The sequence below is a fragment of the Actinoplanes sp. OR16 genome (assembly GCF_004001265.1).
In the GTDB taxonomy this organism is placed as follows: Bacteria; Actinomycetota; Actinomycetes; order Mycobacteriales; family Micromonosporaceae; genus Actinoplanes.
Genome location: NZ_AP019371.1, coordinates 5,790,167 through 5,803,574, shown reverse-complemented (window position 1 = coordinate 5,803,574; position 13,408 = coordinate 5,790,167). Strand labels below are relative to the sequence as shown.

The window sequence follows — 13,408 nt, the reverse complement described above, 5'->3', positions numbered from 1 at the left end:
CGGTGACCTATCTGGTGCTGGTGGTGACCTACCGGTACGGCGCGCGGCACCTGCAGCGGGCCATCGCCGAGGAGGGCCACCTGCTGCGCGTCGAGGTGGCCGGGAAGATCCTGCACCCGCGTGGGCTGCGTACCGACCGGCACGCCGGCGACCTGCTCACCGTCTCCACCTCGGACGCCGACTACACGTCCTACTTCCTCGACCACATCCCGCGGATCACCAGCTCGATCGTGGCGGTCACGGTCAGCGCCGTCACGCTGCTGGTCATCTCGGCGCCGCTCGGCATCGCCGTGCTGATCGCGACGCCGGTCGTCCTGGCGGTGCTGAACCTGACCGCTCCGCTGATCGCGCGCCGGGTCAAGGACCAGCAGGATCAGGCCGGGCGGGCCACGTCGCTCGCCACCGACCTGGTCACCGGGCTGCGTCCGCTGCGCGGCATCGGGGCGCAGGACGCGGCGGCCGAGCGTTATCAGGTGGTCAGCCGGCAGTCACTCGATGCCACGCTGCGGGCCTCGCGTACCCAGAACGCCTATCTCGCCGCCTCCACCACGCTCAGCACGCTCCTGGCCGGCGGCGTCGCGATAGCGGCCGGCTGGTCGGCGCTGACCGGCCGGATCACCGTCGGCGAGTTCGTCACGGTGATCGGGTCGGCGCAGTTCCTGATCGAGCCGTTCGGGGTGCTCGCGGTCGTGCCGAGCTGGATGGCCGCCGCTCGCGCCGCCGCCGCCCGGGTCGCGTCCGTCACCCAGGCCGGCCTGGTCCTGCCCGAGGGCACCGCCGCTCCCACCGGCACCCGCTGCGAGCTGCGCCTCTCCAAGGTCGTGCACGGTCCGCTCGACGGCCTCGACCTGCACGTCCGGCCGGGCGAGTTCGTCGGGGTGGTGGCGCACCGGCCGGCCGACGCGGAGGCTCTCGTGCGGCTTCTGACCACCCCGCAGGGGTACGGAGGAGACATCCTCCTCGCCGGGGAGCGGCTCGACGCGGTCGACCGGAGCCGTGCCCGCCGGCTGCTGCACGTCGAGCCACACCGGACCGACCTGTTCTCCGGGACGCTCGCCTCGAACATCAAGATCCGCCCGGAGGATCAGGGGCTCGCCGACGCTCTGCGGGCCGCCGCCGCCGACGAGGTGGCCGACCTGCACCCGGACGGCCTCGACGCGCCCGTCGCCGAACGCGGCTCGAACCTCTCCGGCGGTCAGCGCCAGCGGGTCGCCCTGGCCCGCGCGCTGCTGGCCCGGCCGCCGCTGCTGGTGCTGCACGACCCGACGACCGCCGTGGACGCGGTCACCGAGCACGCCATCGCCGGCGGTATCCGCGCGCTGCGGCACGGACCGGACGCCGGGTTCGGCACCCTGGTCATCACCAGCAGCCCGGCCCTGCTCGCCGCCGCCGACCGGGTCGTGGTGATCGGCGACGGCACGGTCACCGCCGCGGGAACCCACGCCGAGCTCGCCGCGCGCGACGACGGCTACCGCCGGGCGGTCCTGCGATGACCACCCTGCCGATCGCCGACACCGCGGCGACCCGGGCCTGGCTTCGCGCCGAACTGCGGACCCGCAAGGCCTCGGCGGCGCTCACCCTGCTGGCCGGAGTGCTCGCGGCCGGCGCCTCGATCGTTCCGGCGTACGCCCTCGGCCTGCTCGTCGACCGCATCCGCGCCGGTGGCGACGCCGCCACCATCATCCCGGTCGCCGCAGTGATCGTCGTGTCCGCGCTGGTGGGCGGCCCGGCGACCGGATACGCCGGCTACCTGATCCGCCGTCTCGGCTCTCGCATCCTCGCCGACCTGCGCGAACGCACCGTCGACACGGCCCTGCGCCTGCCCGCCCAGGTGCTCGACCGGGCCGGCCGCGGCGACCTGCTGTCCCGGGTCAGCGCCGACATCACCGCGATCGACCGGGCGGTCTCCGAGGTCCTGCCCACCATGATCTCGGCCCTGCTGCTCGCGGTGATCAGCCTCGCCACGATCGCCGGCATCGACTGGCGGCTGGGCCTGGCCGGCGCGGTCGCGGTGCCGCTCTACGTGCTGGGTCTGCGCTGGTACCTGCCGCGGGCCGCCCCCGCGTACGCCGCCGAGCGGGTCGCCATCGCCGACCGGTCACAGCTACTCGTCGAAAGCATGCAGGGCCTCCGTACGGTCCACACGTACCACCTGGAGGACCGTCACCTCAGCGGCATCGAGTCCGCGTCCGCCCGGGCCCGGGACATCTCGATCAGCGTGTTCGCCCTCTACACCCGCTTCGTCGGCCGGATCAGCCGGGCCGAGCTGCTCGGGCTCGGATCGGTGCTGGTGACGGGGTTCGTCCTGGTCCAGCGGGATGCCGTGACGGTCGGCGACGTCTCCGCGACGGCGCTGCTGTTCCACCGGCTCTTCGGCCCGCTGGTGCTGCTGATGGTCACGTTCGACAAGGCGCAGGACGCGGGCGCCAGCCTGGCCCGGCTCGTCGGCGTCCTCGCGATGCCGGTCGTCCGCCGCGCCTCGCCGGCGCCGGCCGCGGGCCGCGAGCTGGTGCTCGACGGTGTGAGCTTCGCCTATCACGGCGGGCCTCCGGTGCTGCGCGACGTCACGCTGCGGGTCGCTGCCGGCGAGGTCGTGGCGCTGGTCGGCTCGACCGGCGCCGGCAAGACCACCGCGGCGTCCCTGGCCGCCGGCATCCTGCGCCCGGACACCGGCACCGCCACGCTCGGCGGCGTCCCGGTGGCCGACCTGCCCGCGCGGACGATCGCCATCGTCAGCCAGGAGACGCACGTGTTCGCCGGCCCGCTCGGCGAGGACCTGCGGCTGGCCCGCCCCGGCGCCACCGGCGAGGAACTCGCCGCGGCGCTCGACCGGGTCGGCGCCCTGGACTGGGCCCGCGACCTGCCGGACGGCCTGGACACGGTGGTCGGCGACGGCGGCCACCACCTCACCGCGGCCCGGTCCCAGCAGCTCGCGCTGGCCCGGGTCGTGCTCCTGGACCCGCCGGTCGTCGTCCTCGACGAGGCCACCGCCGAAGCCGGCAGCGCGGGCGCCCGGGAACTGGAGCAGGCGGCCGCGGCGACCCTCGAAGGGCGCACCGCGCTGGTCGTCGCCCACCGGCTGACCCAGGCGGCCGCCGCCGACCGGGTCGTCGTCATGGAACACGGCCAGATCGTCGAGATGGGTCCGCATGCGCAACTGGTCGCCGCCGGTGGCCGCTACGCGCGGCTGTGGGCGGTGTGGTCCGCGCGGGCCGTCAGCTGACGGCCGCCACGTCCGCGGTGTCGGCCACCCTGGCGAGGCGGCGCAGGGCATAGCCGATCAGGAGCAGGATGATGCCCAGGCCCGCGGCCAGCAGGGCGACGCCGAACGCGACCACCGACGTAAACAGCGAGGCCTGCAGGAACGACGCGGTCATCACCGAATCGCGGTTCGGGTCGTCGCGGGGCAGCTCGGCGTACGTCTTGCCGCCGGCCATCTCGCTGGCGTGCTCGCCGATCACCATGGCCTCGGCGTACGCCTCCCATGGCTGCGAGACGTGCTGCCCGGCGAACATGTCGGCGTCGTCGGACACCGTGATCTTCTGGTCGGAGAGGGTCGAGCTGACCGTGACCCACGTGATCACGCCCGCGACCGTGAGGACCACGCCCGCGATGATCACCAGTAATCCGAGCAGAGGCACCGCCCCTGTCCTGCGCGTCGTAGATGCCATGTGCTTCATCCTGGCGACGAGGGGATCCTCCCGGATCGTCCGCAATGGATGAGCGGGGCGAATGTAGAAGATCATCTAAGCTAAGCTCCCGCCTCGTGCCGACGCCTTCCGACGACGTTGTCCTCGATCTCGCCGCGGGATATCCCGACATCGCTGTCCTGCGCGCCGCCCTGGCCCGGCGGGACTGGACGGCCTGCCGGCGGGTGCTGGACGCCGCCGCACCGGACAGCCGGACCGGGCTCATCCGGGTCGGCGCCGACGACGACGGCATCGAGGGTTTCCTGCGCGACGTCGTACGCCGTGATCCGCGGGACGGCGCAGCCGTGGCGATGCTCGGCTCGCATCTGATCAGCGTGGGTTGGGGCATCCGTACGACCGCCGCCGCCAAGCACGTCAGCGCGGAGCAGTTCACGGCCTTCCACGAGTGGCTCGGACGCGCCGAGGAGGTCCTGATCGAGGGCGCCGCCCGGATCCCGGGTGACCCGGCGATCTGGACCGTCCGGCTGACCTCCGCCCTGGGACTGTCGCTCGGCAAGGCCGAGACACGCCGCCGGTACGACCGGCTGGCCGCCGTCGACCCGCATCACCTGCCCGGCCAGATCACCATGGTGCAGCAGCTCTGCCCGAAGTGGGGCGGATCGTGGGAGGAGGTGCACGCCTTCGCCCTCGACGCGATGCGCGCTGCCCCGGCCGGCACCGCGCACGGCATGCTGGTCGCCGAGGCGCACGCCGAGCATCTGCTGGCGATCTGGCGGGAGAACCCGGACGACTGGCCCGCGCGACGCGAGTACCTCTACGCCGCGCCGCTGCGGGACGAACTCTTCGAGGCGGCGCAGCGGTCGATCGGTCACCCGGCCTTCCGCCGGAGCTACCGGTGGCTGGAGGCCGCGAGCACCTTCGCGTTCCTCTTCTGGCTGATGCAGGAGAAGGAGGCGGCCGCCTGGGCGCTGCGGATGCTCGGCAACCTGGCGACGGAGTATCCCTGGAACATCTACCAGAGCGTGCCGGATGCCGTCCGCACCGCCCGCACGTTCGCGCTGGAGGAGTCCCGATGATCCAGCGACTGGAGATCGACGGTATTCCGGCGCTGTTCATGCCGTCCGCCGGGCCCACCCACGCGGGGCTGGCGTTCCGGGTCGGCGTCGCGGACGAGCCGCTGTCCCGGCACGGCATCACCCACCTGATCGAGCATCTGGCACTGCACTCACTCGGTGTCGCCGACTACCACTACAACGGCGCCACCGGCGACGAGATCACCTACTTCCATCTGCGGGGCAGCGAGGCCGACGTCGTCGGGTTCCTCAACGGCGTCTGCGCGTCGCTGCGCGACCTGCCGATGCACCGGCTCGCGGTGGAGAAGGAGATCCTGCGGACCGAGCAGCGCGGGCGCGGGGCCTCGGTCGACGATCCGCTCGCCGTCGAGCGGTACGGCGCCCGCGGCTTCGGCCTGCGCGGCTACCCCGAGATGGGACTGCCGGCGATCGGCCCGGACGACCTGCGGCGCTGGATCGACTGGTACTTCACCCGGGGCAACGCGGCACTGTGGATCGCCGGCGGCGGCGTGCCGTCCGGATTGCGCCTCACCCTGCCCCACGGTGACCGGCGGCCCGCGCCGGTCCCCGCGCCGATGGAGCCGGCGACGCCCGCCTACTTCCCCGGCCCGCCCGGCGTCCTGGCCTGGAGCGCCCGGGTACGCCGGCACGCCGCCTCGTCGGTCTTCGCCGGCGTGCTGCAGCGGGCGATGTTCCGCGCCCTGCGCCAGGACAGCGGCATCTCCTACACGGTGCGGGCCGAGTACGCGACCCGTGGCGACGGCACCGGCATCGTCCTCGCCACCGCCGACGCGCTGCCGGAGAAGAGCGGCGCCGTCCTCGGCGGTTTCGTCGACGTGCTGGCCTCGCTGCGGTTCGCCGGCCCCGGCCCGGCCGAGGTCGCGGCGGTCGTGGCCCAGGAGTGCGAGCGGCTCACCGAGGCGTCGCGGCAGGGCGCGCTGCTTACCGCCCAGGTGCTCGACCTGCTCACCGGCCAGCCGGTGTTGGACCTGCCGGAGACGGTGACGGCCCTGCGGGCGGTCACTCCCGAGCAGGTACGGGCGATCGCCGCCGAGGCGTACGCGGACGGCCTGCTGATGACGCCCGGCCGGACCGCCGCCTGGGCCGGTTTCACCCGGACGCCGAGCCAATCGGCGTCCGCGGTCACCGGCGCCGTGTATCCCGCCGCCGGCGACCCCGATCTGCGCCTCTTCGTGGGCCAGGAGGGGGTCAGCCTGGTCCAGGGCGAGGACTGCTTCCTGACCGTGCGTTTCGACGGGTGCGCGGCGCTGATCGCCTACCCGGACGGCGGCCGCGTGCTGGTCGGCACCGACGGCATCAGCGTCCCGATCGAGCCGACGATGCTGGAGAACGCCGAGGCGGCCGTCCCCTACATCGACTCGCGCATCCACCCGGACCTGCGCGTCGATCGCCCGGCCCGGGACCCCTCGTCGATCCCGCAGCCGCCCGGCGAGGACGAGGAGGCGTGCTGCGACGACGACTGCTGTGACAGCGACTGCGCCGGTGGGGACTGCTGCTCGTCCGACGACTGCGAGTGCTGCGGCGAGAACTGCTGTGACGACGACTGCTGCCCGAGCGACTGCCAGGACGGCGACTGCTGCTCCTCCGGCGCCTGCCCCGGCAAGTGCTGTTCCGGCGTACGGGGAAGGATCCGCCGCCTGCGCTCCCGATGAGTCAGACGAGAGCCAGGGTGCGGGCGCTGATGCCCACCCCGACGACGACGATCAGCGCTGCCGTGGCGGTCGGCGCGCTCGCGGCGATCCGGCGGCCGAGGCCGGACAGGGCGCCGAGCCGGCCGGCGCCGGTGAACAAGTGACCCAGGCGGTGCTGGGCGGCGCTGAGCAGCAGGCCCGTCCCGGTCAGCGTGGCGGCCATCCCGGCGCCGTACGCCACGACCAGCGCGAATCCCAGCCCGGCGCGGCCGAGGCCGATCGCACCGAGCAGCACGACGAGCGCCGACGGGCTGGGGACGAGACCGCCGGCCAGCCCGATGCCGGCGAGGTTCAGCCGATGATGCGTGTGCGCATGTCCGTGGTGATGCGTGTGCGTATGTCCGTGGTGATGCGCGTGCGTTCTCCGGGCGGTCACCAGCATGCCTGTACCCACCGCTACGACCAGCAGGCCGCTGACGACGCCGAGCACGCGCAGCACCTGCTCGCCGGCGAGGGCCGTGGAGGTGCTCAGGATCAGGCCCATCAGCAGGACTCCCCCGGTGTGCGCGAGCGTCACCGTGCCGCCGATCGCCATCGCGTCCCGGATCCGTCCGCGCCGGCCGGCGAAGTACGCGGCCATCACCGTCTTGCCGTGGCCGGGCAGCACCGCGTGGCCGGCGCCGAGCAGCAGCGCCAGCGCGAACGCCAGGCCGACGACCAGGGGATCCAGCCGTCCGCCGAGCACTTCCTCGACCCGGTTCTGGGCGCCGGTCAGCCACGCCGGCCCGGCGGAGAGGGGACCGCCTCCGGGCGGGGCGGCGGGGACGGCCGCCGCACCGGGCCCGGACACCTCGATCGACCCGGACCGCACGTCGAGCGCCGACGACAGCAGATCGGCCGGATAGGACCGGAGCTGCCCCGACAGGCTCGCCACCGGCAGGGTGGACGCGGTCACCCGCACCCCGTCGCCCACCGCTGTCATCTCCCGCCAGCCGACCCGATCGGCGCGGTAACCGTTCTCGACGGTCACGGTGGCGGGTGCGGTGAGCTCCGCGGGCGCGGTCAGCGAGCAGGTCAGCCGCCCGGTGGACAGGCCGCCCGTGCCCGGCGTCAGCTCATAGCGCGCCTCCGGGACGGTCCACTCCAGGCGCTGCCCGCTCACGGTCACGGCGAGGCTTCCGGCCAGGGCGAGACATTCCCTCTGCCCGTACGCCGTGAGCTCCGCGCCCGACACCGTGCCGCCGGCATCAGCGTCCGCCCTGGTCTTGTCCTGCAGGGCCGGGATCTCCGCCACGTCGACGACGGCTGCCACGCCGACCCCGTCGGGGCGCAGGGTCAGCCCCGCGTACTGGTTGACGGAGAAATCGCCGAGCGGGTGCGCCGACGCCGGGGATGCCGGCCAGCAGACCGGTCCGATGACCGTCGCGAGCAGGACGGCCATGCCGAGCTTCTTCATCGAACGCCTCCGGTGGACAGCAGGGCACGGCGGGCGATGGGCGCCTCGACCGGCGAGAAATACGGGTTCGCCGTCATCGCGAAGGTGAGCTGCGCCCGGGCGGCGTCGCGGTCACCGAGGCCGAGACGGATCATGCCGAGGTGGTACGCGTAGGTCGCCGTCCGGCCGCCGTCCGCGACCGCGCGCTCGGCGTACGTCACCGCCTCGGCGTCCCGGCCGGCGGCGTGCAGGGCCCAGCCGAGGGTGTCCGCCACGTCCGGGTGCTGCCGGCGGGACCATTCGGCGCGGGCCGCCGTCACCGCGTCACCGGTCCGGCCCTCGGCGAGCGCGAGGACGGCGGCGACCAGGCCGTCCATGCCTCCGCTCGCGGTGAACAGTCGTTGCGCCGCGGCGGCGAGCTTCAGCTGGCGGTCTGCCTCGGCGGTGCGGCCGGCCGCACGCAGCAGGTCGGCGTACTCCAGAAGGGTCGAGGTCTGGGGAAGACGGACGGTGAGCTCGGCGTAGTCCGCGAGGGCGGCGGAGAAGTCGCCGCGAGCCGCGGTGACGCGGGCCAGGCCGTGCCGGGCGGCGATCGCTGCGGGATCGGCGGCGAGAGCGGCCCGGTAGGAGGCCTGGGCGCCGTCCAGGTCACCCCGGCCGAACGCCAGGTCACCGAGCTGGACGTGGCAGAAGGCGATGTCGTGCGGGTCGGCGGCGTTGTCCAGGGCGCGCCGCATCAGGCCGGTCGCCTCGGTGAGCTCACCACGGAGTTCGAGGTCGTAGGAGGCGCGGGCGTAAGCGGCCAGGCCCGGGCGGAGGTCGAGCATCCGCTGCACTGCGATGGTCGCCGCGGAGGCGTCGCCGAGCTGGGTGAGCGCGTCGGCGAGCACCCCGTACGCATCGGCGTCATGCCCGTTGACCGCCAGCGCCGCCCGTGCCGTGTCCCGGGCCTCGCCGAAGTCGTGCCGCGCGTTCGCCAGGGCGCCGAGCACCACCAGCGCCGCGCTGTTGCCGGCCCGCCGCAGCTTCAGCGACCGTTCGGCGGCCCGCTGCGCCTTCGCGTAGAGCCCGGGGTCGGCGGTGATCCGGGCCTGTTCCAGGTAGGCGCCGCCGAGCGCGGCCCAGCCCGGCCAGTCCCCCGGCACGTCCCGGAGCCGCTGCTGGGCCCGGGCGATGCGGTCGGCGAGCAGGTCGGCGGGCGGCCGGACGGCCATGACGGGATCGGTCCGCGGCGCGCGATCCGGGATGGCCAGCAGGCCGCCGGCCAGGAGCAGCGCGGCCGCCAGCGCGACGGCCAGGCCGAGACGTGCGGAGATGGCTCGCATCGGTGGTTCCTCCTTGGGAGGGGGCGGGTGCGCCACGGCAGGAGGGCGCACCCGCCCGGGTGGGGGAGGGTCAGAGCCGCATGGTCCGGTCGTCGTCGTGGTAGGCGTGCGGTGGACGCCGGCGGCGCCACCGGAGCAGGACGAACACGCCACCCGCGATGATCAGGATCGCCAGGCCGGAGGCGCCTGTCGCGTAGGCCACCGGGACGGTCGCGGGCGCCGGCCGGGTGTCCGCGGCCTGCAGATCGGCGCTCTTCTTCGCGGGCTCGCCGGCCGTCCCGCTGACGGTGCCGCTGCTCTTGGTGCCGCTGCTCTCAGTACCGCTGCTCTTCGTACCGCCGGTGGTGTTCACCGGATCCTGGTTGGGCAGCGCCAGGTACGGGAACGCGTCCCCGAACCCCCGGTCGTTCGCGTCCACCACGTCACCGGCGGCCAGGGCGTCGACCAGCTTGCCGGTCTGCGCCGCGCCGACCAGCGCCTGCAGCTCGATGTCCACCACGTCGTCGGTGAGCCGCCGCCCGTTCGGGAATCCCTGAAGGTCACCGGCGAGCACCCCGAGCCGGGCCGGATCGCCGGTGACCGGCACCGACAGGTTCAGCCGCAGCTGCTCCGAGGGCTGGAACCCGGACTTCGTCACGTCCTTGTTGTTCAGCTGCGAGTTCAGGTCCGCCTTGATCGGTCCACCGGCCTTGGTGGTGATGCCGGTCAGGAAGATCTCCGCCAGGTCGTTGCGCGGCGTCTTCGGGGCCGGGATGCCGTAGATCGCCTCGATCAGCTTCGGCACCTCGGGTTCGAGCACCCGCTTGACCAGCGCGGGGGTCCGGGCGTCCGCGCGGGGTGGGCTGGCGTTGAAGGCGTCCTTCAGCCCGGCCGGCACGACCACCTCGTTGACCAGCGGATTGCCCAGCCGCGATACCTGGACCTTGCCGCCGGAACCCGCTCCTCCGCTGATCCGCACCCGGTCGCGTTCGGTCGTCGTCCAGACGCCGATCACCGGGTTGCGACCGGCGTCGCCGTTCAGCGCCACGTCCTTGAACGGCACCTGCAGGGCGATGGTGTTGACGTTGTACCCGGCGAGCGTGTCCGTGCCGGTCCCCGAGAGATCGCCGTTGTAGAGCAGGTTGAAGACGTCCAGATCCAGGAAGAACGGGTCGTCGGCCTGACCAGCGAAGATCTTCCAACCCCCGGGGAGGGTACGGGTGGCCTGATCGCGAAGGGTCTGATAGTCCGGCATGGAAGCGGCGCCGACACGGGAGGGCGCGACCGGCGCCGCGTCGACCCGGGTCTTGAAAGGAGCACCGTCGAACGACGACTCCAGTGAATAGGTCTGCCGGAAGAGCAGGTTCTCGTCGTCGAGCGACGTGACCGGGCCGTTGTTGTAGAGGAACGTGTCGTTGCCGCGCTTGTCGACGCTCCGGAACTTCCACCGGAACTCGGCGTCGGGTCGCGCGTCCCCGTCGCTGTCGACCTTGATGTGATAGGTCGCGTCGGTCGCGAACGGGTAGAAGTTGGGGCCGCCGTTCGGCTCCTCGAACGGCTGCCAATTCGCGATGAACGTGACGTAACCGGGGCGTTCGGGGCTGACGAAGGCGTACAGGTCGGTGTTGTCGACCGCCGGATCGGCGGCGATCAGGGGCGCCTCACGGTGGCTGGACGCCGTCGCGGACCCGGGGCCGAGACCGTACACCGTCCCGATGAGCAGAGCGCCGACGCCGAGCGCGGCAATGGTGCGCCGGGTTCGGCTTCGCGCGATTGTCGGACTGACCGGCATTGCGGTTCCTTCCGTGCCGATGATGGCCCGCCTGCCGGGAAGGGCGGCGGTATCGCTTCTCGGCAGGAATTCGCGCCACCGCCCGCCCTGGATGGGTGCTGATGAATCCCGACACCCACCAAGCCGGCCCGCCCCCCGGCTCCGAACCCCGTCGATGCGTCTACCCTCTGGCCATGAACGACCCCTCCAAGGACATCGAGGTCCTGCGCGAGATCGCCCGCCGGGTGCTGTGGTTGTCGGCCGCGATCGTCGACGCCGCGAACGCCGGCCGCCCCAACGACTCAGGCGTGAAGGTGGGCGGCCACCAGGCGTCCAGCGCCTCGATGGTCGACATCATGGTCGCCCTCTGGTTCGCCGAACTGACGGCCGCCGACCGGGTATCCGTCAAACCGCACGCCTCGCCCGTGCTGCACGCCGTCAACTACCTGCTCGGCGACCTCGACGAGTCGTACCTCCCGCTGCTGCGGGCCAGAGGTGGCCTGCAGTCGTACCCGTCCCGGCTCAAGGACCCGGACACCGTCGACTTCTCCACCGGCTCGGTCGGGATCGGCGCCACCGCGGCGCTCTGGGCAGCGATGGCCCACCGCTACCTCGCCTCGCAGTTCCCCGGCGCCCCGGCCGGCGGGCGGTTCGTCAGCCTGCTCGGCGACGCCGAACTCGACGAGGGCGCCATCTGGGAAGCGGTGATGGACCCGGCCGTGGCGAAGATGGGCGAGCTGCTCTGGGTCGTCGACCTCAACCGCCAGTCCCTGGACCGGGTCGTCCCGGACATCCAGATCGCCAAGCTGCAGGGCATGTTCGCGGCGGCCGGCTGGCAGGTCGTCATCCTGAAGTGGGGCCGGATCATCTCCCGGCTGTTCGAACGCCCCGGCGGTGACGCCCTCCGGGCCCGCCTGGAGGCGATGCCGAACGAGGAGTACCAGCGGATGCTGCGCGCCCCGGCGGAGACGGCCTCCCGCATCCTGGCCGGCGCACCGGAACTCAAGGTCCTGCTCGACGACATCGACCCGGCCGACCTGGCCGCCGCCGTGCGCGACCTCGGCGGCCACGATCTGGGGCTGCTCGTCGACACGTTCCGCGGTGTCGACGACGACCGGCCGACGGTGGTGTTCGCCTACACCGTCAAGGGCCGGGGACTCCCGACGGAAGGTCACCCGAACAATCATTCGGCGCTGCTCTCCCCCGTACAGATGGATGCCCTCGCTCTGTCCTCCGGGATGGATCGTGGAGCTCCGTGGCAGCGGTTCGCGCCGGACACCGCCGCCGGGCAGCTCTGTGCCGAGCGGGAACGCGTGCTGCGACGCACCCCGGTGACGCCCACATCGCCGCTTCCGGTTCCCGCTCAGCTCGGTCACCCGTACCGGAAACCCATCAGCACCCAGGCAGCGCTCGGCCGCCTCCTCGCCGACCTCCCCCGCGATGCCCCCGCGGCGGCGGCCCGCGTCGTCACCTGCTCACCGGACGTCGCCTCCTCCACCAACCTCGGCGGCTGGATCAACAAGACCGGCGTGTGGTCGGTCCAGGATCGCCGCGACTGGTTCGCCGACGACACCGAACGGGTGCTGCGCTGGCAGGAGAACAGCAACGGCCAGCACATCGAACTGGGCATCGCCGAAGTCAACCTGGTGTCCCTGCTGGGCGAACTCGGCGCCACCTGGTCCCGCTGGGGCGAACGTCTCATCCCGATCGCGACCCTCTACGACCCGTTCGTCTCACGTGCGCTGGAACCCTGGTCGTACGGCATCTACGCCGGAGGCCAGTCGATCCTCGTCGGCACACCGTCGGGCGTGACCCTCGCCCCTGAAGGCGGCGCCCACCAGTCCATCACCACCCCGTCGATCGGCCTGGAACAGCCCGGCTGCGTGGCCTGGGAACCGGCGTTCCCCCAGGACCTCGAATGGTGCTTCCTGCACGCGATGAGCCGGGTCGGCGTCGACGGCGGCACGTCAGCGTATTTCCGCCTCTCCACCCGCCCGATCGATCCCCTCCTCGCTCCCGTCCCGGAGAACCCGGCCCTGCGCGAACGCCGCCGCCGTCGGGCGATAGCCGGTGGTTACCGCCTCCCGTCCCCGCGGCCTGACGATGACGTCACGCTGGTCGGGGTAGGCGCGATCATGCCCGAGGTGATCGCCGCCGCCCGATTGCTGACCGATCAGGGCGTCAACGCCGGCGTCGTCTGCCTGACCAGTCCCGACCTGGTGTTCCGCTCCTTCCAGCAGCGAGGCAGCCGCGACCCGGGCCTGGGCGGGGCCATCATCGACGAACTCTTCCCGGCTGCTCATCCGGCGCCGCTCGTCACGGTGATGGACGGCCACCCGCACACCCTGGCCTTCCTCTCGGCGGCCCGCGGCGACCGAATCCGCTGCCTGGGTGTGACCGGATTCGGCCAGTCCTCGAGCCTCTCCGACGCCTACCGCCTGCACGGCATCGACACCCCCTCCATCGTCGACGCGGCCCTGGCCGTGGCAGGCCTCTAGCGCTGGGCTCGGTCTTCTTTTTCCG

9 protein-coding genes are annotated in these 13,408 nt (G+C 72.9%); 5 read left to right on the top strand and 4 right to left on the bottom strand.

Annotation, left to right across the window (positions count from 1 at the left end; translation table 11 throughout):
* The first annotated feature begins 2 nt into the window (after positions 1-2).
* Positions 3-1,493: an ABC transporter ATP-binding protein gene (locus tag EP757_RS26475; RefSeq protein WP_232050016.1), complete on the top strand. Its 1,491-nt coding sequence runs from the start codon at positions 3-5 to the stop codon at positions 1,491-1,493.
* Positions 1,490-3,223 carry an ABC transporter ATP-binding protein gene (locus EP757_RS26470; RefSeq protein WP_127550414.1) on the top strand — a complete coding sequence of 578 codons (1,734 nt, stop codon included), beginning with the start codon at positions 1,490-1,492 and terminating at the stop codon, positions 3,221-3,223. The genes EP757_RS26475 and EP757_RS26470 overlap by 4 nt, the downstream gene beginning before the upstream one ends.
* On the opposite strand, the gene EP757_RS26465 is transcribed toward EP757_RS26470, so the two are convergent.
* Entirely contained in the window at positions 3,216-3,671 is a 456-nt protein-coding gene (locus EP757_RS26465) for an aromatic ring-opening dioxygenase LigA (RefSeq protein ID WP_127550412.1), read from the bottom strand. The genes EP757_RS26470 and EP757_RS26465 overlap by 8 nt on opposite strands.
* Positions 3,672-3,766: 95 nt before the next feature.
* Here EP757_RS26465 and EP757_RS26460 point away from each other — a divergent pair, with 95 nt between their 5' ends.
* Together EP757_RS26460 and EP757_RS26455 are read left to right on the top strand one after the other, a co-directional pair.
* The gene (locus tag EP757_RS26460; RefSeq protein ID WP_127550410.1) at positions 3,767-4,726 is read left to right on the top strand and encodes a hypothetical protein; all 960 of its coding nucleotides are present in this window, start codon (positions 3,767-3,769) and stop codon (positions 4,724-4,726) included.
* On the top strand, positions 4,723-6,396 hold the full coding sequence (locus EP757_RS26455; RefSeq protein ID WP_127550408.1) for a pitrilysin family protein: 1,674 nt from the start codon (positions 4,723-4,725) through the stop codon (positions 6,394-6,396). Before EP757_RS26460 ends, EP757_RS26455 begins: the two co-directional genes overlap by 4 nt.
* 1 nt (position 6,397) lies before the next feature.
* Here EP757_RS26455 and EP757_RS26450 read toward each other — a convergent pair whose 3' ends face one another.
* From EP757_RS26450 to EP757_RS26440, 3 genes are all read right to left on the bottom strand, one after another.
* The gene (locus EP757_RS26450) at positions 6,398-7,831 is read right to left on the bottom strand and encodes a High-affinity nickel-transporter (RefSeq protein ID WP_127550406.1); all 1,434 of its coding nucleotides are present in this window, start codon (positions 7,829-7,831) and stop codon (positions 6,398-6,400) included.
* Complete coding sequence (locus EP757_RS26445) at positions 7,828-9,135, bottom strand: tetratricopeptide repeat protein (protein WP_127550404.1); 1,308 nt, start codon at positions 9,133-9,135, stop codon at positions 7,828-7,830. The genes EP757_RS26450 and EP757_RS26445 overlap by 4 nt, the downstream gene beginning before the upstream one ends.
* A 70-nt stretch (positions 9,136-9,205) precedes the next feature.
* Complete coding sequence (locus tag EP757_RS26440) at positions 9,206-10,906, bottom strand: DUF4331 domain-containing protein (RefSeq protein WP_127550402.1); 1,701 nt, start codon at positions 10,904-10,906, stop codon at positions 9,206-9,208.
* Positions 10,907-11,079: 173 nt separating this feature from the next.
* On the opposite strand from EP757_RS26440, the gene EP757_RS26435 reads away from it, so the two are divergent.
* Positions 11,080-13,383 (top strand): pyruvate dehydrogenase, encoded by a 2,304-nt coding sequence (locus EP757_RS26435; RefSeq protein WP_127550401.1) that lies wholly within the window; start codon positions 11,080-11,082, stop codon positions 13,381-13,383.
* The last annotated feature ends 25 nt before the right edge of the window (positions 13,384-13,408 follow it).